The following is a 19,786-nucleotide window of genomic DNA, read 5'->3' on the forward strand; positions in this document are numbered from 1 at the left end:
TCGCACCCAAGGAAGAAAACGATGGCCACCCAACGACTCGGAATCATCATGCACGGCGTCACCGGCCGCATGGGCATGAACCAGCACCTGATCCGCTCCATCTGCGCGATCCGCGCGCAAGGCGGCGTCACGCTGTCCAACGGCGACAAGGTGATGCCCGACCCGATCCTCATCGGCCGCAACGCCGAGAAGATGGAAGCACTCGCAGCGAAGCACGGCATCGCGCGCTGGGGCACCGACCTCGACGCGGCGCTCGCCAACAAGGACGACACGATCTTCTTCGACGCCGGCACCACGCAGATGCGCCCCACGCTGCTGGCCAAGGCCATCCGCGCCGGCAAGCACGTGTACTGCGAGAAGCCGATCGCCACCAACCTCAACGAGGCTGTCGAGATCGCGCGCCTGGCCGAAGGTTCGGGCCTGAAGCACGGCGCCGTACAGGACAAGCTCTTCCTTCCGGGCCTGCGCAAGCTCGACATGCTGCGCCGCGCCGGCTTCTTCGGCCGCATGCTCAGCGTGCGCCTGGAGTTCGGCTACTGGGTGTTCGAGGGCGACCTGCAGCCCATCCAGCGCCCGAGCTGGAACTACCGCAAGGAAGACGGCGGCGGCATGATCCTGGACATGATGTGCCACTGGCGCTACGTGCTGGACAACCTGTTCGGCGAGGTGAAGTCGGTCTCCTGCATTGGCGCCACCCACATCCCCAAGCGCTGGGACGAGGCCGGCAAGCCCTATGAAGCCACTGCCGACGACGCGGCCTACGCCACCTGCGAGCTCACCGGCCACAACGGCGAGCCCGTCATCGCGCAGATCAACATGAGCTGGGCCACGCGCGTGCGCCGCGACGACCTCGTGACCTTCCACGTCGACGGCACCGACGGCTCGGCCGTGGCGGGCCTGTCGAGTTGCCGCGCCCAGTCGCGCGTGGCCACGCCGCGCCCGGTGTGGAACCCCGACGAGAAGCAGATGATGAATTTCTTCGACCAGTGGCAGGAGATTCCGGATTCGCAGGTCTGCGACAACGGCTTCAAGATCCAGTGGGAGCACTTCATTCGCCATGTGGTCGAGAACGAGCCCTACAAGTGGACCTTGCCCGAAGGCGCCAAGGGCGTGCAGCTGGTCGAGGCCGCGCTCGCGTCGTGGAAGGACCGGCGCTGGATCGACGTGCCGCAGCTGAAGATCTGAGGCGGCGGGCATGGCACTCACCCTGAACCTCCCCACCGCGAGCGGCTCGCTCGCGCCCTACGCCCTGCGCGGCACCGCGCCGGTGAAGCCCGATGCGGGCGTCAAGTTCAACCGCATCGCCTATTCGGCCGCGCACGTGGTGGCCGACCCGCTGGCCGCGATCGACCCATGGCTGCAAAGCGCGGTCGACTGGGACGCGACCATCGCCTACCGCCGCCACCTGTTCTCGCTGGGCCTGGGCGTGGCCGAAGCCATGGACACGGCGCAGCGCGGCATGGGCCTGGACTGGCCGACCTCGCTCGAGCTGATCCGCCGCTCGCTCGACGCGGCCAGGGACGTGCCCGGCGCGCGGGTCGCCTCGGGCTGCGGCACCGACCACCTGAACCTCGACGAGGTGAAGCGCGTCGACGACGTGATCCGCGGCTACGAAGAGCAGATGGCCGCCATCGAAGCGCTGGGCGGCCAACTGATCGTGATGGCGAGCCGTGCGCTGGCGCGCGTGGCGCAGAGCCCCGCCGACTACGAGTGCGTGTACGACCGCCTCCTGTCGCAGGCGAAGCAGCCGGTGGTGCTGCACTGGCTGGGCGACATGTTCGACCCCGCACTGGCGGGCTACTGGGGCACGAAGGACGTCGACGCCGCGATGGACACCGCGATCGGCATCATTGCGGCGCATCCCGACAAGGTCGACGGCATCAAGATCTCGCTGCTCGACAAGGACAAGGAAATCGCGATGCGCCGCCGCCTGCCAAAGGGCGTGCGCATGTACACCGGCGACGACTTCAATTACGCCGAGCTGATTGCCGGCGACGGCTTCGGCAGCGAGCCCACGCACGGAAAGAGCGATGCGCTGCTCGGCATCTTCGACGCCATTGCTCCCGCAGCGAGCGCTGCCCTGGGCGCACTGGCGCAAGGCAACACCGAGAAGTTCGACGCGATCCTCGGCCCCACGGTGCCGCTGTCGCGCCACATCTTTGCGGCGCCCACGCGCTTCTACAAGACGGGCGTGGTGTTCATGGCCTGGCTCAACGGCCACCAGAAGCACTTCACGATGGTGGGCGGCCAGCAGAGCACGCGCTCGCTGCAGCACTTTGCCGAGCTGTTCCGGCTGGCTGATGCGGCCAACCTGCTGGAGCAGCCGGAGCTCGCTGTGCGGCGCATGAAGACGCTGCTGGCGCTGCACGGCGTGGAGAGTTGATCGAAGCCATGCGCGACTTCTCACAGAACCACGACTGGCTGTCGATCAACACCGCCACCGTGCGCAAGCAGCTGGGTGCCGAGGTGCCGCTGGACCGCATCATCGACCAGTGCGCCGAACGCGGCATCCGCGCGATCAGCCCCTGGCGCGACCAGGTGGCGGCGGTCGGGCTCGACAAGGTCGCGAAGCAGCTGAAGGCGCACGGCATCGGCCTCTCGGGCTACTGCCGCGGCGGCTTCTTTCCGGCGGCCGATGCAGCGGGCCTCCAGGCCGCGCTCGACGACAACCGCCGCGCCATCGACGAGGCCAGGACGCTCGATGCGCCCTGCCTCGTGCTGGTGGTCGGTGCCCTGCCCGGCGCGCTCGAGGGCAAGGCCGCCTACAAGGACATTGCCCGCGCCCGCGGCGAGGTGCGCGACGGCATTGCCGCATCGCTCGAATACGCGCGCGAAGTCGGCATGCCGCTGGGCATCGAGCCCTTGCACCCCATGCAGGCGGCCGACCGCGCCTGCATCAACACGCTCGAACATGCGCTGGACATCTGCGACGAACTCGACGCGGGCAGGAGCGGCATGCTGGGCGTGGCGCTGGACATCTATCACGTCTGGTGGGATCCGAAACTGCAGCAGCAGATCGCCCGCGCCGGCCGCGAGCGGCTGCTGGCGTATCACGTCTGCGACTGGCTCACGCCCACGCGCGACCTGCTCTCCGACCGCGGGATGATGGGCGACGGCGTGGTCGAACTGAAGAAGATCCGCGGCTGGGTCGAGGACGCGGGCTTCGCGGGGTTCAGCGAAGTCGAGATCTTCTCGAACCTCGACTGGTGGCAGCGGCCTGGCAGCGAAACGCTCGACGCGTGTATTGAACGGCACAAGCAAGCTGTCTAGCGAAGACATTCGGGGTTGTGCTGCAATTCGCCCATGGCCACCCCGACCCTCGACGACCTGCGCCGCTACGCCATAGCGCGCACCCTCTTCAAGCCGACGACGCTGCCGGGCGCGATCCGGCGACTCGGCTTCGTCCAGGCCGACCCGATCCGCGCACCGGCGCGCGCGCAGGACCTGACCTTGCGCCACCGCGTGAAGGACTACCGCGCCGGCGATCTCGAGAGCCGCTACACCCGCCTGGCCATCGAGGAAGACTGCCTCGTCAACTACGGCTTTTTGCCGCGCGAGCACCTGGCGCTGATGCATCCGCGCGAAGCCCGGCGCGCCTGGGATGCCGATACGCAGCGCAAGGCCGCCGACGTGCTGGCCTTCGTGCGCGAGCACGGGCCGGTGCATCCGCGTGAAGTCGAACAGCACTTTGCGCATGGCAGCGTCAAGAACTACTGGGGCGGCTCGAGCAATGCGACGACGCGCCTGCTCGACGGCCTGCACTACCGCGGCATGCTGCGCGTGGTGCGGCGCGACAGCGGCACGCGCGTCTACGAGGCCGTGACGCATGTGCCGGCCGACGACAGCCCCGCCGGCCGCGCACAACGCGCCGCCGCGCTGATCGACCTGGTGGTGCGCAAATACGCGCCGCTTCCGGCCGCGAGCCTCACGTACCTCGTGCGGCTGCTCGGCTACGGCGCGCCGCATCTGTCGGCCCAGACGCAGGCCGCGCTGCGCCTGGCGCGCGACGAACGGCTCGCGAGCTGCCGCATCGATGGCACCACCTGGTACTGGCCCGTCGATGAAAACCCGGCTTCGCGGCGCCATGCGCCCGACGAGGAAGTGCGCCTGCTCGCGCCCTTCGATCCCGTGGTGTGGGACCGCCGCCGCTTCGAGCTGCTGTGGGGCTGGACGTACAAGTTCGAAGCCTACATGCCGGCGCCGAAGCGGCAGTTCGGCTACTACGCGCTGCCGATGCTCTGGCACGAGCGCGTGATCGGCTGGGCCAACGTCACGGCGCCCGAAGGCGGGCTGCAGCCCGCCTTCGGCTACGCCGACCGCAGACCGCGCGATGCACTGTTCCGCGCGGCGCTCGACGACGAGCTGCACCGCATGACGCAATTCCTCGCGAAGCGCTGAGCCGTACCGCGCGTGCAGAGAAAATCCCCGCGCCGCCGAAGGTCTGGCGCACGGGCGACAACCCGGGCGGCCGACCGCTCCTAGAATCGCACCGTCGTCCGGCATGCCGGACGGCAAGCGTTCTCAGGGCGGGGCGAAACTCCCCACCGGCGGTCATGGCGGTTTCTTCGAGAGAAGGGCCGCACGAGCCCGCGAGCGCCCAAGGCCTGCAACAGGCGGCGGGGTCAGCAGATTTCGGTGCGATTCCGAAGCCGACGGTCACAGTCCGGATGAAAGAGAGCGCGAAATGCGGGCCGGCCCGCGCGCCTTGCAATTCCTTTTTGCAACGGCACGTGTGCTGCCCTGCGGTTTCGTGCGCCCTGATTCAGGAAACCTGCTTTCAAGAGGCACACCATGAGTCAGATCAACGACCTTCCCCTTTCCGCCGTCGACGCGACGGCCACGCCGCGCGGCGAGCGCATTGCCTTTGTCGAGGCGCAATGGCATTCCGACATCGTCCACCAGGCGCGCGACGCCTTCCTTGCCGAGATGGAGCGGCTCGGCGTGGCGCGCGAGCTGATCGACATCTTCGACGTGCCCGGCGCCTTCGAGATTCCGCTGCATGCCAAGCGGCTCGCCAACTCGGGCAAGTACGCGGCCATCGTGGGCTGCGCGCTGGTGGTCGACGGCGGCATCTACCGCCACGAGTTCGTGGCCGGCACCGTGGTCAGCACGCTGATGTCGCTGCAGCTCGAGACCGACGTGCCGATCTTCTCGGCCGTGCTCACGCCGCACCACTTCCACGAGCATGTGGAGCACCGCAAGTACTTCCACCGCCACTTCGCCGTCAAGGGCACCGAGGTGGCCGAGGCCTGCGTGAAGACGCTCGAGGGCCTGAAGAAGGTCGACGCCGTGCTGGCCGCGTGACAACCGGCACGCAGCTGAAGTAATCTGGGCGGATGGCTTCTTCATCCGCTTCGAACGACCGCTACACCCTCTACGGCGCGCCCGGCTCGGGCGCCACGCCGGTCCATGCCGCGCTGACGCTGATCGGCGCGCAGGTCGACACCGTCGATGTCTCACCCTGGGAGAACGACTCCGAGCGCGAGCGCATGTCGGGCATCAACCCGATGCAGCAGGTGCCCGCGCTCGTGCTGCCGTCGGGCGAGGTGATGACCGAGAGCGCCGCCATGCTGATCTGGCTTGGCGACCGCTATCCGGAGGCCGGGCTCTGCCCCGCGCCCGGCGATCCGCTGCGTGCGCGCTACCTGCGATGGATGGTCTACCTGCCGGCGGCCATCTACTCGCTGTTCTGGGTGCGCGACGAACCCACGCGCCTCACGCCCGACCCGGCCGCGCAGGCCGTGATGCTCGAACGCACGGCCGAGCGCATCGCGCACTGCTGGCACCTGATGGACACGCAGATCGACGAGCCCGCGCCCTACCTGCTCGGCGAGAAGATCAGCATGCTCGACCTCTACGTGACCGTGCTGTCGCGCTGGACGCCGCGGCGCAGGCGCTTCTACCGCGTGGCGCCGCGCATGGCGCAGGTGGTGCGGCGCGTGGATGCCGATCCGCGCCTGGCCGATTTCTGGGCGGCGCGCTTTCCGTTCTCGATGGACCAGGAAACACAGAAAGACTGACGACGACACCATGGCCGCACGCACCCCGACCACCGATTACCCGATGACCATTTTCCACAAGCCCAACTGCAGCACTTCGCGCAACGTGCTGGGCCTGATCCGCGAGAGCGGCGTGGAACCCGAGATCGTCCTGTACCTGGAAACGCCGCCTTCGAAGAAGAAGCTGCGCGAGCTGGCCAAGGCCATGGGCCTGGGCGCGCGCGACCTGCTGCGCACGAAGGAAGCGCCCTACGAAGCGCTGGGGCTGGCCGATCCGAAGTGGAGCGACGACCAGCTGTTCGACTTCATCATCGCGAACCCGATCCTGCTGCAGCGGCCCATCGTCGTCTCGCCGCGCGGCACGCTGATGTGCCGCCCCTGGGAGCGGGTGCGCGAGATCCTGTCCACGGCTTGAGCCGAAATCCGCGGGAGATCAGGCCGAGGCCGGCATCAGCGCCGTGCGGCGCACCCGCGTCACGTTGAAGGCGCTGGCAATGAGCACCGCCTGCACCAGCGCCAGGCCGGCGATCACGCTGGTGTACTGGCCATGGTCCATCAAGCGGCCGAACACCAGCGGCGCCAGCGCCTGGCCGATGTCCAGGCCCGCATACACCACGCCGTAGACGCGGCCGGTGGCGTTGGGCGGCGTCGAGCGCTTGACCAGCAGGTCGCGCGAGGGCCCCGCGACACCCGACACGAATCCCATGGCACCGAACAGCACCGGCACCATCACCGGCGGAAACTGCGCAAAGGCCAGCACCAGCGCCAGTGCGGCCGCCACCCCGAAGCCGATGCCCACGATGCGTTCGCAGCGCGACGGGTCCGAGGCCAGGAAGCCGCCCGCCACCATGCCGGCCGCGCTCGCCACCATGTAGACCGTGAGGCACACCGCCACCAGCGCCACCGGCACCGCATGCAGGTGGCCTGCCGCAGCCGGCGCGAAGGTCTGCACCACGCTGATCACGACGGCGTAGAAGAAAAAGAAGCCGAAGCACATCCACACGGCCGGAATGCGCAAAAAGTCGAACTCGCCGCCGATGGGCGCCGGTTCGCCGTGCCCGGTGGCCTTGTGCACCGCCTTCACGTCCAGCGCCAGCACGCTGCGGTAGGCCCAGAGCACCAGCAGCACCACGATGGCCAGCGCACCGGCCGAGGCCAGCGCCACGCGCCATGAGAAGGCAATGGCGATCGGCACCACGAAGGCCGGCGCCAGCGCCCAGCCCAGGCTGCCGGTGATGCCGTGCACGCTGTAGGCGTGGCCCAGGCGCGTCGGTGCCACCTTGCGGTTGAAGAGCGTGTAGTCGACCGGGTGGAACACGCCATTGCCGATGCCGCCCACGATGGCGCACAGCAGCAGCATCCAGTAGCTCTGGGCCAGCGCATAGCCGAAGGCCGCCAGGCCCAGCGCGCCCAGCCCGACGAACAGCACCGGCCGCGGCCCCAGCTTGTCGACGATGAAGCCCGAGGCCGCCTGCACGATGCACGAGACCACGAAGAACACCGTCAGCACCGCGCCCAGCTCGGTGTAGCTCACGTTGAACGCGTCCTTGAGCCAGGGAAACAGCGGCGCCAGAATCAGCTGGCTGAAATGGCTGATGGCATGGGCCAGGCCGACCAGGCCGATGAGCTGGGCGTCGCCGCGCAAGCTGGTGGAAGAAGAGGCTGTCGGGGAGGGAGAGGAAGACATGGATTGCTACAAAAAACCGCGCAGGCACCGATGCTATGCCCGCTGGCCGCGGCAGAATGGCGATACAGCGACAACATTTGTCGAAACCATGCCAAGCGCCGTTTCACCCCCTTCCCCGGTCACCAGCGTCGCGTCGCTCACGCCGCATCTCTACGCACCCGACGCGGTCAGGCCGCTGCGCGCCAAGGAACACTTCCTGAGCGCGGACACCTTCGTCGAGCTGCACCAGCACCCCTGGCCGCAGCTCACTTTCTCGACCCGCGGCGTGATCCGGCTCAGCACGCAGGACGGCAGTTACATCGTGCCGCCCTCGCGCGCGGTCTGGGTGCCGGCCAACATGCCGCACAGCATCATGCTGATCGAGGACGCCGAGCTGCGCACCGTGTACCTGCATGCCTGGCTCGGCCCGCCCTGGGAAAAATGCGAGGTGCTCGAGATCAGCCCGCTGCTGCGCGCGCTGATGCTCGCGCTCGACACCACGCCCGACGGCTTGCCGCCGGCCGACCCGCACGCGCCGCAGCGCGAACGCATGATCGCCCCGCTGCTGGTGGACGAGCTCGAACGCGCCACGCAGATCCGCATCGACGTGCCGCTGCCGTCGGACAAGCGGCTGCGCCAGCTGTGCGAAACGCTGCTGCGCAACCCGGCCGACCGCGCGACGCTGGCCGAACGCGCCGCCGCCATCGGCGCCAGCGAGCGCACCGTGGCGCGGCTCTTCCGGGACCAGCTCGGCATGAGCTGGCAGCAGTGGCGCCAGCAAGCCGTGATGGCGCATGCACTGCCGCTGCTGGCGCGCGGCATGGCCGTGAGCCAGGTGGCGGCGGCCAGCGGCTACGCCACCGACAGCGCGTTCTGCGCCATGTTCAAGGCCGCCACCGGACGTTCGCCCACGTCCTTCCAGCACAAGAAGCGATCCGCCGCGCTGGCCTGAATGGCGCCATGCCGTCACGGCGCTCTGGCAAGATCGGCCGGCCGACAAAACCACGGACCACCCGACCTCCTGCCCATGGCGCCCCTTCCGCGAACGCACAGCCCCCAGACCTGGACCGCAGACATCGGCGCGCGCATTCGCCGCCTCTTCTGGCTCAAGGCGATCGGCACCACGGTCTTCACCTGGCTGTTCTTCATCGGCTACTTCCACATGCTGCGCAACCCGGCCTACCCGGTCGTGGTGATGCCGCTCACGGCGCTGGACCATCTGATTCCGTTCCAGCCCTACACGCTGGGCGCCTACCTCTCGCTGTGGGTCTACGTGGGCGTCGCGCCCGGCCTGCAGCCCAACTTTCGCGAGCTGGTGGTCTACGGCCTGTGGATCGGCGCGCTGTGCCTGACGGGCCTGGGCCTCTTCTACTTCTGGCCGACGCAGATACCGCCGCTGGCCATCGACGTGTCGGGCTATCCCGGCTTCGCGATGCTGCAGGGCGTGGATGCCGCGGGCAACGCCTGCCCCTCGATGCACGTGGCGGTGGCCATCTTCACGGCCATCCGGCTGGACCACGTGCTGCGCGAGGCGCGCACGCCGGTCTTGCTGCGCCTTGCCAACTGGCTGTGGTTTGCCGCCATCGCGTATTCGACATTGGCCGTCAAGCAGCACGTGGTGCTCGACGCGCTGGCCGGCGCGCTGCTGGGAATGGCCTTCGCACTTCCTTCGCTGCGCTGGCGGCCGAAGGGCGCAAGCCGAAGCAATACCCTGGTGGGAGCGGATATCATTGGCCATCACTGACCCACAAGCCGAGCGAGGAAGGGGTCGATCCCACGCAGCGCCCCCAGGGCGGCGATCGATCAGCGGCTGGCACACGACAACAGGCATCGCACGATGAGTTCGCTGAAGGAATTGCAGGACCTGATCCACGAGAAGTACGGTATCGAACCGTCCAAGCTCGACCCCAACGCATCGATGCGCGAAACCGGCGGGCTCGACTCGCTGGCATTGGCCGAGTTCCTGTTTGCCATCGAGGACCACTTCGGCATCACCATGCCCGATGAAGACGCCAACATCGACACCCTGAACGAACTCGCGGTGCTGGTCGACAAGGTCAGGGCCGCGAAGACAGCGTGAAGCACGAGGTCTGCGTCACCGGACTGGGCGTCGTGGCGCCGCACGGCGACGAGCCCGGCGCGCTGTTCCAGGCCCTGCTCGACGGCCAGTCGGCCATCCAGCCGATCTTCCCCGAACTGCCCAAGCCCGCCGCCGCGGCCACGGTGGCCTTCGACGAAACACGCTGGTTCACCAAGCTGCAGCTCGCCGGGGTCGACCGCGTAAGCCAGCTCGCGGTGGCCGCCGCCGACCTCGCGCTGCGCGATGCCGGCCTTGCACCGAACAACGACGCCGATCCCGAACGCGTCGGCATCTATGCCGGCTGCGGCATGGGCGGCGCCGCGGCACTCGAGGCCGCCTACCGCGGCAACGGGCGGGTGTCTCCGCTCACCATTCCGGCCTTCATGCCCAACGCGCCCGCGGCCCACGTGGCCATGCGCCAGGGCGTGCAGGGACCGGTGCTGACCTATTCGGTCGCCTGCGCCTCGTCGTCGGTGGCGATTGCCGAAGCGGCCAAGGCCATCGAACGCGGCGAAGTCGACATGGCCATTGCCGGCGGCAGCGAAGCGCTGATCGTGCCGGGTGTGGTGCTGGCCTGGCAGGCGATGCAGACCTTGGCCAGCTTCCAGCCCGGCGAAGCGGCCGGCGCGGTACGGCCCTTCGCGAGCGACCGCAGCGGCTTCGCACTGGGCGAAGGCGCGGCCTTCCTGGTGCTCGAATCGGCCGAACGCGCGCGCGGCCGCGGCGCCCGCAGCTATGCCACGCTGGCCGGCTGGGGCCTCGGCAGCGACGCCACCCATCTCACCAAGCCCGACGCGCCCGGCCAGGCGCGCGCGCTGCGCCAGGCGCTGCGCCAGGCCGGCCTCCAGCCGCGCGACGTGGGCTACTGCAATGCGCACGGCACGGCCACGCGCATCGGCGACGTGGTCGAGCGCAACGCGCTGGCCGATGTGTGGGGCGATGACCTGGGCAACCTGCGCGTCAGCTCCACCAAGGCGCTGCACGGCCACATGCTCGGCGCCGCGGGCGCCATCGAGGCGCTCGTCACGGTGCTGGCGCTGCACCGCCGCCAGTTGCCGCCGAATGCGAACTGCAGCGAGGTCGATCCGGCCTGCAGCCTGAACCTCGTCACGCCGCACGACACCAGCGCGCCCAACATCGAGGCGGCCATGAGCAACTCCTTCGCATTCGGCGGCACGAATTCCGTGCTGCTCTTCCGCCGCCCGTGAAACCGGGGTTCCGTCGGGGGTATGCTGACGATGGAATCTTCAATCAATCGATCACCTCGACAAACGGGAGTTCATCATCATGCGTTTTCGCACCGCAATGATTTCCATCGCGCTGGTTGCGGCCAGTGTTTCAGCCTCGGCCCAGTCGGACCTGCTCGGCAGGCTCAAGGACCAGATGGGCTCCTCGGGCGGCGGCGCTGCCCTCGGCGAGAACCTCGGCTTCAAGATGCCCGCGATCGGCTCCAGCACCATGGGCAATGCGGCCGGCGTGCTGCAGTACTGCGTCAAGAACAACTACCTGGGCGGCGATGCGGCCTCGGTGAAGGACAAGCTGCTGGCCAGGATCACCGGTCAGAAGCAGCAGGAAACCGGCTTCGCGAGCGGCGCCAAGGGGCTGCTCAAGGGCGGCGACGGCAAGACGCTGAACTTCAAGATGCTCTCGTCGAAGGTGAAGGAAAAAGCCTGCGACTACGTGCTCAAGAACGCGAGCTCGCTGGTCTAGCCACTCTCCCACGCGCGCGGCCCGAGCGGCCGCCCCAGTTTCCGCCTGCGGTGGCGCAGGACAATCGCCAGCAAGCCACCCACCATCCATGAATCCGGCAGCCACCCCCTCCTCCGCTTCTTCCTCCCTGCGCCAGCGCATCGCGCGCTGGGCTCCCTGCCTGGCCTGGCCCCGTCCTTCCGCGGCGCTGCTGCGCAACGAGGCCATGGCGGGCATCACGGTGGCGCTGATGGTGCTTCCCCAGGGCGTGGCCTATGCCGCGCTGGCGGGCATGCCGCTGGTCACCGGCGTGTATGCGGCGCTGTTCCCGGCGCTCATCGCGGTGATCTTCAGTTCGTCGCAGCGGCTGTCGGTCGGGCCCACGGCGCTCACCAGCCTGCTGGTGGGCGCATCGCTCGCGCCGCTGGCGGTACCCGGCAGCGCCGAATGGGTGGAAATGGCGGTGTGGCTCACGCTGATGTCGGGCGCGATCCAGATCGTGCTGGGCATCGGGCGCTTCGGCTGGCTGCTGCGGCTGGTCAACTCGCCGGTGCTGATCGGCTTCACGCAGGGCGCGGCGGTGCTGATCGCCATTTCGCAGCTGCCGGCGTTGCTCGGATTCACCGGGCGCACCCTTCCCCAGGTGCTGCAGGGCGGGCCGCCGCCCGACCTGGTCGCCATTGCCTTCGGGCTCGGCAGCATCGCCGTGCTGTGGCTCGGCAAGCGGCTTGCGCCGCGCTTCCCGACCACCATGGCGTTGGTGGCGGGCGCCGCGGCCATCAGCTGGAGCATCGGCTACGCACTGCGGGGCGGCGCCGTGGTGGGCAGCCTGCCTTCGGGCCTGCCTTCCTTCTACTGGCCGGGCCTGCTGCCGCTGAACACGCTCAGCGCGCTGGTGCTGCCTGCGTTGATGATCACGCTCGTGAGCTTTCTCGAAACCGCGTCGAGCGCCAAGGTCGACAACGCGCGCGCCGGCACGCTCTGGAACGAGAACCAGGACCTGATCGGCCAGGGCCTGGCCAAGCTGGCCTCTGGCTTCACGGGCGCCTTTCCCACCAGTTCGTCGTTCTCGCGCTCGGCCATCACGCTGTATGCAGGCGCCCAGACCGGCTGGGCCACGCTGTTCAGCGTGGTGGTGGTGGCCGGTGCGCTGCTGTGGCTGATGCCGCTGCTCTATCACGTACCGCAGGCGGTGCTGGCGGCGGTGGTGGTCACGGCCATCCTGGGGCTGGTCAAGCCGGCGAGCTTCGTCGCGCTCTGGCGCGTGTCGCGCATCGAGGCGGGCATTTCGTTCGGCACCTTCGTGCTGACCATCGCCACGGCGCCGAGCATCTACTGGGGCGTGCTGGGCGGCCTGCTCGCGAGCCTGGCGCACTACATGTACCGCCACCTGCACCCGCGCATCATCGAGGTGGGCCTGCATCCCGACGGCAGCCTGCGCGACCGCAAGCTCTGGAAACTGCCGCCGCTGGCGCCGCAGCTCTATGCGCTGCGCATGGATGCCGAGCTCGACTTCGCCTCGGCCTCCACGCTCGAGCGCGCACTCACGACCGCGCTGGCCGAGCGCCCCGAACTCACCGACGTGTGCCTCTTTGCGCAGCCCATCAACCGCATCGACATCACCGGCGCCGAAGTGTTCGGTTCGATCCGCCGGATGATGGAGGCCAAGGGCGTGCGCCTGCACCTGAGCGGCCTGAAGCTGCCGGCCATGCAGGTGCTGGAGCGCGCCGGCCTGCTCGCGCCGGGGCCGATGCTGTTCAGCTACCGCACCGACGGCGAGGCGCTGGCGGCGCTGACCCAGCAGCGGGCCGACGTTCCGCCGCTGCCGGTGCCGGAGGACGACGACGGCCGCTGAACGAAGGGCCCGGCGGCCGCGCCATGAAGACCACGTCAGCGCGCCGCGACGAAAGGCTCCACCGAGGCCGACTTGATCTCGTAGCCGCTCACGCCCATGTCCACGGAGGAATAGCGCGCCGCCTTCAGCAGGCCGCTCACGCGCACCGTGTCCATGGCATGCAGGCCCTTCACGGTGTCGGCCGCGACCACGTGCACGATCTGGTTGGCCGGCGGCGGCGGCGTGTGGATGCAGGCACCGAAGTACGGCACCAGCAGGAACTCGCGGATGCCGGCCTGCGTGTTGTCCAGCGGGACGACGAAGCCCGACAGCCGCGCCGCCGTGCCGTCGAGCGCCACGTTGACCGGCGCGTTGTCCCAGACGGCGCGCATCTCGTCGAGCATCTGAATCGCGCGCGGGTCGTTGTCGCGCAGCGACTCCAGGCTGAGGTTGCGGTAGCGCTTGGTCGGGTCCCAGTTCTTGGGAACGAGCTCTTCCCATTTGAGTTCCTGCGCGGCAGCCGCCGGCACCGCGCCGGTGCCGGCGGCCGGCCCGCAGCCCGCCAGGGCAGCGGCGCCCAGCGCCAGCAGGAAGGCCGGCAAAGTGCGGCGGAAGAAGGCTCTCATGGCGCCTATTGTGCTTGCGGCCCGTGTCCGCCAGCTTAGCGGGGGCTTAACGGTGAGGACAAATTGCCCGCGCCCGGCCAGAATCGCGCCACCACGACTCCGAGGAGATCCGCATGGCTGCAACAGGATGGCTGGGACTCACGTCCCTTGGCATTGTTCACACCGCGATCAGCCTGATCGCCGTGATCGCGGGGCTGGTCGCCCTGTTCCGCTACAGGGAAATCACGCTGCGCACCGGCTGGGGCCGGGTCTTCGTGTGGACCACCGTGCTGACCTGCCTGACCGGCTTCGGCATCTTCCAGCACGGCGGCTTCGGCAAGCCGCATGCGCTGGGGATCCTGACGCTCGCGGCACTGGCCGTGGGTGCAGCCGCCGGCCGCGGCGCCCTCTTCGGCCAGGCCTCGCGCTACGTCGAAGCCGCGGCCTTCTCGGCCAGCTTCCTGTTCCACTGGATTCCGGCCTTCACCGAAACCCTGACCCGCCTGCCGCTGGGCGCGCCGCTGCTGCCCAATGCCGATGCGCCCGAACTCAAGGCGATCACCGCGGGGCTCGGCGTGCTGTACCTGGTCGGCGTGACGCTGCAGATCAAGCGGCTGCGCGGCGGCAAGCCGGTCAGTCCCGCACCGGTCCGCGCAGGTTCTTGATCTGCGAGCGCTGGCTCTTGCCTTCGAGCCGCCGCTGCTTCGAACCGTAGGTAGGCTTGGTGGCGCGCCGCACGCGCGGCGGCGTGGCCACGCTGTCGACCACCTCCTGCAGGCGCACGAGCGCGTCGGCGCGGTTCATTTCCTGCGTGCGGTGCTGCTGTGCCTTGAGAACGAAAACGCCTTCCTGCGTGATGCGGCTGTCGCGCAGGGCGAGCATCCGCTCCTTCACGTCGGCAGGCAGCGAGCTCGCGTGGATGTCGTAGCGCAGGTGCACCGCGCTCGACACCTTGTTGACGTTCTGGCCACCCGCGCCCTGCGCGCGGATGGCGCTGAACTCGACCTCGTCGGGGTCGATCAGGATGGGTGGGCGGAGCATGTCCGCAAGTGTGCCTTCAAACGCGTTCGAACACGGCCGCAATGCCCTGCCCGCCGCCGATGCACATCGTGACCAGCGCATAGCGCCCGCCGGTGCGGTGCAGCTCTGCGATCGCCTTCGTCGTGATGATCGCGCCGGTCGCGCCTACCGGATGGCCGAGCGAAATGCCCGAACCGTTCGGGTTCACCTTGGCCGGATCGAAGCCCAGCTCCTTGATCACCGCGCAGGCCTGCGCCGCGAAGGCTTCGTTCGATTCGATCACGTCGAAGTCGGCGACCTTCAGGCCCGTGCGCTCCAGCACCTTGCGCGTGGCCGGCACCGGGCCGATGCCCATGTACGCGGGCTCCACGCCGGCATGCGCATAGCCGACCAGGCGCGCCAGCGGCTTCAGGCCCAGCGCCTTGGCGCGCCCGCCCTCGGCCAGCACCACGGCGGCCGCGCCGTCGTTGATGCCCGAGGCATTGCCGGCGGTCACGAGGCCGTCCTTCTTGAACGCGGGTTTCATCTTCGAGAGCGTCTCCGCGGTGGTGTCGGCACGCACATGCTCGTCGGTGTCGAACAGCACGACGCCCTTGCGCGTCTTCACCTCGACCGGAACGATCTGTTCCTTGAAGCGCCCGGCAGCGATGGCCGCCGCCGCACGCTGCTGGCTGGCCACGGCCAGTTCGTCCATCTGCTCGCGCGTGATGCCGTAGCGCGCCGCCACGTTCTCGGCCGTGATGCCCATGTGGATCTTCTCCCACGGGTCGTGCAGGATGCCAAGCATATAGTCGACCAGCACCGCATCGCCCATGCGTGCGCCGTAGCGCGCCGAGGTGTCGAAGTAAGGCCCGCGGCTCATCGATTCCGAGCCGCCGCCGATGGCGATGTCGCAGTCGCCCAGCGCAATGGCCTGGGCCGCCGACACGATCGCCTGCAGGCCCGAACCGCAGAGGCGGTTGACGTTGAAGGCCGGCGTCTCGATCGGGCAGCCCGCGTCGATGGCGGCCACGCGGCTCAGGTACGCGTCCTTCACGTCGGTGGGAATCACGTTGCCCATGACCACGTGGCCGATGGCATCGGCGGCCACGCCGCTGCGCTCGATGGCGGCCTTGACGGCGGTGGTGGCCAGTTGCGTGTTGGGCACGTCCTTCAGCGCGCCGCCGAAGGTGCCGATGGCGGTGCGGGCGGTGCCGACCACGAAGATGTCGCGCGTTGTCATGGTGTGGTTCTCCTGGATTGAAAAATGGATTCGATGGCCGCTCATCTGGCCTTCGCCGCCGCGGGCTTGCGGCGCGCCGCGGCGGGGCGATGCAGCACGCCATTCAACAGCAGATCGATGCCCTGGTCGGCAATCTGGTCGGGCGTGAGCTCGCCATCGGGGCGGTACCAGCGGCCGATCCAGCTCAGCGCGCCGGCCAGCATGAAGGCGGCCATCTTGGGATCGCAGGGCGCGATCGAGCCTTCGGCGACGCCGTTTTCGATGAGCCGGCGAAACTGCCCGTCAATGCCGGCCTTGAGGCGACGCAGTTCCTTCTTGAGCGGAGCGGGCAGTGGGTCTTCGCCAATGCGGATCACGCACATGCCGAAGTCCTGCGTGACCACGCCCGAATAGATGCGCATGCAGGCCTTGAGCTGGTCGATGGCGCTGCCCCCCGCGGCACGCACCTCGCCGATGCCGGCCTGCATCAGGTCGAGCGCGGTCTTCACGCACTCCAGCAGGATCTGGTCCTTGCTCTCGACGTAGTAGTAGAGCGTGGGCTTGCTGACGTTGAGCCGCTCGGCGATGTCGTCGAGCGACGTGGCATGGAAGCCGCGCTCGTTGAAAAGCTGGGCCGCCGTCTGCAGCACGGCGTTGCGCTTGACCTCGCGCTGCTGCGCGCGCTTGCCGGCGGGCGCCCAGGGAGAAAGCGCTGCGGGGGACGCGGAGGGAGAGGATGCGACGAGGGCAGGACGGGCCATGGGGTTTGTGCGGGCGGGGAAAGTCCTGATGCCGCGGCCTGCGGCGAACCGTGACATTACCCACCAGTAGTAATTTTACGGGCCAGTAGCTTTTTTGGTCCTGGACACAAACCCTGACGCTAGCGCCTCCTCCTTAGCCATGCCTGACGAGCCCCACCGGGACGACTTCTGCGCCCCTGCCGCATCCGTGCTCCAGGTCGACGCGCTGACGCTCGCGTTCGGTGGCGTCAAGGCGCTGACGAACGTGGGTTTCGGCGTGGCGCCCGGCTCGATCACCGCGGTGATCGGCCCCAATGGTGCGGGCAAGACATCACTGTTCAACACGATCTCGGGCTTCTACAAGCCCGCGCAGGGCCGCGTGCTGTTCGAGGGCGAGGACATCACGCGCCTGCCCGCGCCGAAGCGCGCCGCGCTGGGCCTGGCGCGCAGCTTCCAGAACATCGCGCTGTTCCGCGGCATGACGGTGCTCGACAACATCAAGCTCGGCCGCCACACGCATCTGAAGACCAATGTGTTCGACGCGCTGTTCTACCTGGGCCGTGCGCGCCGCGAAGAAGCCGAGCTGCGGCGCGACGTGGAAGAACGCATCATCGATTTCCTCGAGATCGACCACATCCGCCACGCCTCGGTGGCCGCCCTGCCCTACGGCCTGCAGAAGCGCGTGGAAATGGCGCGCGCGCTGGCCATGCAGCCCAAGGTGCTGATGCTCGACGAACCCGTGGCCGGCATGAACCGCGAGGAGACCGAGGACATGGCGCGTTTCATTCTCGATGTGCGGCGCGAATGGGGCATCACGGTGCTGATGGTGGAGCACGACATGGGCATGGTGATGGAGCTGTCGGACCACGTCGTGGTGCTCAACTTCGGCCAGGTGATCGCGCAGGGCACGCCGGCGCAGGTGCAGGCCGACCCCGAGGTAGTCCGCGCCTACCTCGGCGCGGGCGACGTCGGCGAGCTGCGGCGGCGGCTGCGCGGCGAACCCATGGCAGGAGCAGCCTGATGGATTGGGCCTACCTGTTCGAGATTGCGCTCACCGGCATTGCCGGCGGCGGGATCTATGCATTGGCCGCGCTGGCATTCGTGCTGGTCTACAAGGCCACGCGCGTGGTCAACATCGCCATCGGCGAGATGCTGATGGCCGGTGCCTACCTGTTCTTCACCTTTGCTGCGAGCTTTTCGCTGCCGATCTGGCTTGCGGCGCTGGGCTCGGTGATCGGCACCGGCCTGCTGGGCGCGGTGATCGAGCGCACGATGATCCGGCCATTGCTGGGCGAGCCGCCGATCTCGGTGTTCATGGTGACGGTCGGCCTTGCATCGATCCTCGTCGGGCTGGTCGAGATCATCTGGACCGCAGACCAGCGCCGGCTGCCCGAATTCCTGCCGAACGCGCCGGTGATGATCGGCGACGCATTCCTCGCGCCGAAGATCGCCTACGGCGCGTCGATTGCGGTCGTGCTGATCGGCATGGTGCTGCTGCTGTTCCGATTTTGGCGTGGCGGCGTGGCGCTGCGGGCCACCGCCTCCGACCAGGCGGCGGCCTATTCGATGGGCATCAACGTGCCGCGCGTGTTCTCGCTCGCGTGGGTGGCCTCGGCCATGATCGCGGCGGTGGCCGGCGTCATCGTCGGCGCCATCGGCGGCATCTCGTCGTCGATGGGGGTATTCGGGCTGTCGGTGCTGGTGGTGGTGATCGTCGGCGGGCTCGACAGCGTTCTGGGTGCGCTGGTCGGCGGCCTCTTCATCGGGCTGGTCGAGGCCCTCGCGGGGGCCTATCTCGGCGGCGAGTACAAGCTGCTTGCGACCTTCATCGTGCTGGTGCTCGTGCTGATGGTGCGGCCATACGGCCTCTTCGGCACACACGAAATCGAGAGGCTCTAGCCATGCGCATCGGCACCCTCAAGCAAAGCTACACAGCCGACGCAGCGCTGTTCGACTCGCGCACCCAGAAGGTGTGGCTTGTGGTCGGCGCCGCGCTGCTCGTGCTGTTCCCATTCATCGCCAGCGACTACTGGCTCTACCTGGCGTGCCTGGTCGCCATCAACGTGGCGAGCGCGACGGGCCTCAACATCCTTACCGGCTACACGGGTCTGGTGAGCCTGGGGCAGGCAGCGTTCATGGGACTGGGCGCATACACCGTCGCGATCATGCAGACGCGGCTCGGCACGCCCTTCCTGCTCAACATCGCCGCGGGCGGCATCGTCGCCATGCTCGGCGGACTGGTCGTCGGCATCCCCTCGCTGCGCGTGAAGGGCCTGTACCTCGCCATCGCCACCATCGCCGCGTCGTTCATCGCGCACTTCCTGTTCGCCAACCTCAAGCTCACGGGCGGCACTTCGGGCCTCTCGCTGCCGCCGGCGCAGTTCTTCGGACTGCCGCTGGATACCTCGTTCCGGCTCTACTGGGTGATCGTGCCCGTGATGCTGCTGATGGTGCTCGGCGCGGCCAACCTGTTCCGAACGCGTGTGGGCCGGGCCTTCATCGCGATCCGCGACCGCGACATCTCGGCCGAGGTGCTGGGCATTCCGCTGCTGCGCTACAAGCTGCTGTCGTTCGGGCTCTCGTCGTTCTATGCGGGCGTGGCGGGTGGCCTCTGGGCCTACTTCTTCCGCGTGGTCACGCCGGAGAGCTTTCCGCTCCTGATGTCGATCTTCTTCCTGGCCGCGATCATCGTCGGCGGCATGGGCACGATCCTCGGCGGCATCTTCGGCGCGGTGTTCATGACCATGGTGCCCGAGCTGCTCAAGCTGGTGGTCGACCTGCTGCCAGGCGGCGTCGAGATGACCGTATTCCTGTCGCCCGTGCGCACCGTCGTGTTCGGGCTGCTGATCGTCGGATTTCTGGTGTTCGAGCCGCACGGGCTCGCAGAAGTGTGGCGGCGCATCCGCCGCTTCTTCCATCTATGGCCGTTTCGCAACTAGAACCAGGAGACAA

At 68.4% G+C, this 19,786-nt stretch carries 22 protein-coding genes and 1 riboswitch; of the genes, 17 read left to right on the forward strand and 5 right to left on the reverse strand.

Translation table 11 applies throughout. The annotated features are described in order from the left end of the window. Positions 1-21: 21 nt before the first annotated feature. The 7 genes from IB278_RS05560 (at position 22) to arsC (ending at position 6,414) form a co-directional block, all read left to right on the forward strand. Positions 22-1,185: a Gfo/Idh/MocA family protein gene (locus IB278_RS05560; RefSeq protein ID WP_192322909.1), complete on the forward strand. Its 1,164-nt coding sequence runs from the start codon at positions 22-24 to the stop codon at positions 1,183-1,185. 10 nt (positions 1,186-1,195) lie between these two features. After that, on the forward strand, positions 1,196-2,383 hold the full coding sequence (locus IB278_RS05565) for a dihydrodipicolinate synthase family protein (RefSeq protein ID WP_192322910.1): 1,188 nt from the start codon (positions 1,196-1,198) through the stop codon (positions 2,381-2,383). A gap of 8 nt (positions 2,384-2,391) precedes the next feature. Next, positions 2,392-3,270 (forward strand): sugar phosphate isomerase/epimerase family protein, encoded by an 879-nt coding sequence (locus IB278_RS05570; protein WP_192322911.1) that lies wholly within the window; start codon positions 2,392-2,394, stop codon positions 3,268-3,270. Between the two features lie 33 nt (positions 3,271-3,303). After that, positions 3,304-4,398, forward strand: a complete 1,095-nt coding sequence (locus IB278_RS05575; protein WP_192322912.1) for a DNA glycosylase AlkZ-like family protein — start codon at positions 3,304-3,306, stop codon at positions 4,396-4,398. Positions 4,399-4,513: 115 nt separating this feature from the next. Further along, a riboswitch (FMN riboswitch) is annotated at positions 4,514-4,683 on the forward strand. A gap of 108 nt (positions 4,684-4,791) precedes the next feature. After that, the gene (locus IB278_RS05580) at positions 4,792-5,304 is read left to right on the forward strand and encodes a 6,7-dimethyl-8-ribityllumazine synthase (RefSeq protein ID WP_192322913.1); all 513 of its coding nucleotides are present in this window, start codon (positions 4,792-4,794) and stop codon (positions 5,302-5,304) included. Positions 5,305-5,336: 32 nt separating this feature from the next. Then, the gene (locus IB278_RS05585; RefSeq protein ID WP_145745880.1) at positions 5,337-6,020 is read left to right on the forward strand and encodes a glutathione S-transferase family protein; all 684 of its coding nucleotides are present in this window, start codon (positions 5,337-5,339) and stop codon (positions 6,018-6,020) included. A 10-nt stretch (positions 6,021-6,030) separates the two neighbouring features. After that, on the forward strand, positions 6,031-6,414 hold the full coding sequence (gene arsC / locus IB278_RS05590; protein ID WP_192322914.1) for an arsenate reductase (glutaredoxin): 384 nt from the start codon (positions 6,031-6,033) through the stop codon (positions 6,412-6,414). Positions 6,415-6,432: 18 nt separating this feature from the next. Here arsC and IB278_RS05595 read toward each other — a convergent pair whose 3' ends face one another. Continuing rightward, positions 6,433-7,686 carry an MFS transporter gene (locus IB278_RS05595; protein WP_192322915.1) on the reverse strand — a complete coding sequence of 418 codons (1,254 nt, stop codon included), beginning with the start codon at positions 7,684-7,686 and terminating at the stop codon, positions 6,433-6,435. Between the two features lie 88 nt (positions 7,687-7,774). Between IB278_RS05595 and IB278_RS05600 the strand changes: the two genes are divergently transcribed. The 6 genes from IB278_RS05600 (at position 7,775) to IB278_RS05625 (ending at position 13,289) form a co-directional block, all read left to right on the forward strand. Beyond that, on the forward strand, positions 7,775-8,617 hold the full coding sequence (locus tag IB278_RS05600) for an AraC family transcriptional regulator (RefSeq protein WP_145745883.1): 843 nt from the start codon (positions 7,775-7,777) through the stop codon (positions 8,615-8,617). Between the two features lie 75 nt (positions 8,618-8,692). Next, positions 8,693-9,409, forward strand: a complete 717-nt coding sequence (locus tag IB278_RS05605) for a phosphatase PAP2 family protein (RefSeq protein WP_192322916.1) — start codon at positions 8,693-8,695, stop codon at positions 9,407-9,409. A gap of 93 nt (positions 9,410-9,502) precedes the next feature. Further along, complete coding sequence (locus tag IB278_RS05610; RefSeq protein WP_012746984.1) at positions 9,503-9,745, forward strand: acyl carrier protein; 243 nt, start codon at positions 9,503-9,505, stop codon at positions 9,743-9,745. Next, positions 9,742-10,953: a beta-ketoacyl-[acyl-carrier-protein] synthase family protein gene (locus IB278_RS34195; protein WP_192322917.1), complete on the forward strand. Its 1,212-nt coding sequence runs from the start codon at positions 9,742-9,744 to the stop codon at positions 10,951-10,953. Before IB278_RS05610 ends, IB278_RS34195 begins: the two co-directional genes overlap by 4 nt. Positions 10,954-11,032: 79 nt before the next feature. Then, on the forward strand, positions 11,033-11,455 hold the full coding sequence (locus IB278_RS05620) for a DUF2501 domain-containing protein (RefSeq protein WP_192322918.1): 423 nt from the start codon (positions 11,033-11,035) through the stop codon (positions 11,453-11,455). 88 nt (positions 11,456-11,543) lie between these two features. Continuing rightward, on the forward strand, positions 11,544-13,289 hold the full coding sequence (locus IB278_RS05625) for a SulP family inorganic anion transporter (protein WP_192322919.1): 1,746 nt from the start codon (positions 11,544-11,546) through the stop codon (positions 13,287-13,289). Between the two features lie 35 nt (positions 13,290-13,324). Here IB278_RS05625 and IB278_RS05630 read toward each other — a convergent pair whose 3' ends face one another. Continuing rightward, entirely contained in the window at positions 13,325-13,894 is a 570-nt protein-coding gene (locus tag IB278_RS05630) for a DUF3299 domain-containing protein (RefSeq protein ID WP_186454229.1), read from the reverse strand. Positions 13,895-14,007: 113 nt separating this feature from the next. Between IB278_RS05630 and IB278_RS05635 the strand changes: the two genes are divergently transcribed. Next, complete coding sequence (locus tag IB278_RS05635; protein WP_192322920.1) at positions 14,008-14,538, forward strand: hypothetical protein; 531 nt, start codon at positions 14,008-14,010, stop codon at positions 14,536-14,538. Here IB278_RS05635 and arfB read toward each other — a convergent pair. From arfB to IB278_RS05650, 3 genes are read right to left on the reverse strand one after another with little or no spacing between them, the layout of a single operon-like run. Next, on the reverse strand, positions 14,507-14,914 hold the full coding sequence (gene arfB, locus IB278_RS05640; protein ID WP_145745889.1) for an alternative ribosome rescue aminoacyl-tRNA hydrolase ArfB: 408 nt from the start codon (positions 14,912-14,914) through the stop codon (positions 14,507-14,509). The two genes, IB278_RS05635 and arfB, sit on opposite strands and share 32 nt — an antisense overlap. Before the next feature lie 16 nt (positions 14,915-14,930). Further along, a complete protein-coding gene (locus IB278_RS05645) occupies positions 14,931-16,115 on the reverse strand; it encodes an acetyl-CoA C-acyltransferase family protein (protein WP_145745890.1) in 1,185 nt (394 codons plus the stop codon). Between the two features lie 41 nt (positions 16,116-16,156). Continuing rightward, positions 16,157-16,855, reverse strand: a complete 699-nt coding sequence (locus tag IB278_RS05650) for a TetR/AcrR family transcriptional regulator (protein WP_225612738.1) — start codon at positions 16,853-16,855, stop codon at positions 16,157-16,159. 139 nt (positions 16,856-16,994) lie between these two features. Between IB278_RS05650 and IB278_RS05655 the strand changes: the two genes are divergently transcribed. The 3 genes from IB278_RS05655 to IB278_RS05665 are packed head-to-tail and all read left to right on the forward strand — an operon-like array spanning position 16,995 to position 19,773. Beyond that, the gene (locus tag IB278_RS05655; protein ID WP_192322921.1) at positions 16,995-17,855 is read left to right on the forward strand and encodes an ABC transporter ATP-binding protein; all 861 of its coding nucleotides are present in this window, start codon (positions 16,995-16,997) and stop codon (positions 17,853-17,855) included. Next, positions 17,855-18,733 (forward strand): branched-chain amino acid ABC transporter permease, encoded by an 879-nt coding sequence (locus IB278_RS05660; RefSeq protein WP_145745893.1) that lies wholly within the window; start codon positions 17,855-17,857, stop codon positions 18,731-18,733. Before IB278_RS05655 ends, IB278_RS05660 begins: the two co-directional genes overlap by 1 nt. A gap of 2 nt (positions 18,734-18,735) precedes the next feature. Continuing rightward, complete coding sequence (locus tag IB278_RS05665) at positions 18,736-19,773, forward strand: branched-chain amino acid ABC transporter permease (protein WP_145745894.1); 1,038 nt, start codon at positions 18,736-18,738, stop codon at positions 19,771-19,773. Positions 19,774-19,786: the final 13 nt, after the last annotated feature.

The sequence above is a fragment of the Variovorax sp. VRV01 genome (assembly GCF_014852545.1).
In the GTDB taxonomy this organism is placed as follows: domain Bacteria; phylum Pseudomonadota; class Gammaproteobacteria; order Burkholderiales; family Burkholderiaceae_C; genus Variovorax; species Variovorax beijingensis_A.

Excerpts from the sequence above, each read along its gene's own strand:
- IB278_RS05610 (WP_012746984.1), top strand. The coding sequence starts at position 9,503 with ATGAGTTCGCTGAAGGAATTGCAGGACCTGATCCACGAGAAGTACGGT.
- IB278_RS05575 (WP_192322912.1), top strand. The coding sequence starts at position 3,304 with ATGGCCACCCCGACCCTCGACGACCTGCGCCGCTACGCCATAGCGCGC.
- IB278_RS05600 (WP_145745883.1), top strand. The coding sequence starts at position 7,775 with ATGCCAAGCGCCGTTTCACCCCCTTCCCCGGTCACCAGCGTCGCGTCG.
- IB278_RS05650 (WP_225612738.1), bottom strand. The coding sequence starts at position 16,855 with ATGGCCCGTCCTGCCCTCGTCGCATCCTCTCCCTCCGCGTCCCCCGCA.
- IB278_RS05620 (WP_192322918.1), top strand. The coding sequence starts at position 11,033 with ATGCGTTTTCGCACCGCAATGATTTCCATCGCGCTGGTTGCGGCCAGT.
- IB278_RS05570 (WP_192322911.1), top strand. The coding sequence starts at position 2,392 with ATGCGCGACTTCTCACAGAACCACGACTGGCTGTCGATCAACACCGCC.
- IB278_RS05655 (WP_192322921.1), top strand. The coding sequence starts at position 16,995 with ATGCCTGACGAGCCCCACCGGGACGACTTCTGCGCCCCTGCCGCATCC.
- IB278_RS05660 (WP_145745893.1), top strand. The coding sequence starts at position 17,855 with ATGGATTGGGCCTACCTGTTCGAGATTGCGCTCACCGGCATTGCCGGC.
- IB278_RS05665 (WP_145745894.1), top strand. The coding sequence starts at position 18,736 with ATGCGCATCGGCACCCTCAAGCAAAGCTACACAGCCGACGCAGCGCTG.
- arfB (WP_145745889.1), bottom strand. The coding sequence starts at position 14,914 with ATGCTCCGCCCACCCATCCTGATCGACCCCGACGAGGTCGAGTTCAGC.
- IB278_RS05585 (WP_145745880.1), top strand. The coding sequence starts at position 5,337 with ATGGCTTCTTCATCCGCTTCGAACGACCGCTACACCCTCTACGGCGCG.
- IB278_RS05580 (WP_192322913.1), top strand. The coding sequence starts at position 4,792 with ATGAGTCAGATCAACGACCTTCCCCTTTCCGCCGTCGACGCGACGGCC.
- IB278_RS05625 (WP_192322919.1), top strand. The coding sequence starts at position 11,544 with ATGAATCCGGCAGCCACCCCCTCCTCCGCTTCTTCCTCCCTGCGCCAG.
- IB278_RS05635 (WP_192322920.1), top strand. The coding sequence starts at position 14,008 with ATGGCTGCAACAGGATGGCTGGGACTCACGTCCCTTGGCATTGTTCAC.
- IB278_RS05605 (WP_192322916.1), top strand. The coding sequence starts at position 8,693 with ATGGCGCCCCTTCCGCGAACGCACAGCCCCCAGACCTGGACCGCAGAC.
- IB278_RS05630 (WP_186454229.1), bottom strand. The coding sequence starts at position 13,894 with ATGAGAGCCTTCTTCCGCCGCACTTTGCCGGCCTTCCTGCTGGCGCTG.
- IB278_RS05595 (WP_192322915.1), bottom strand. The coding sequence starts at position 7,686 with ATGTCTTCCTCTCCCTCCCCGACAGCCTCTTCTTCCACCAGCTTGCGC.
- IB278_RS05560 (WP_192322909.1), top strand. The coding sequence starts at position 22 with ATGGCCACCCAACGACTCGGAATCATCATGCACGGCGTCACCGGCCGC.
- IB278_RS05565 (WP_192322910.1), top strand. The coding sequence starts at position 1,196 with ATGGCACTCACCCTGAACCTCCCCACCGCGAGCGGCTCGCTCGCGCCC.
- IB278_RS05645 (WP_145745890.1), bottom strand. The coding sequence starts at position 16,115 with ATGACAACGCGCGACATCTTCGTGGTCGGCACCGCCCGCACCGCCATC.
- arsC (WP_192322914.1), top strand. The coding sequence starts at position 6,031 with ATGGCCGCACGCACCCCGACCACCGATTACCCGATGACCATTTTCCAC.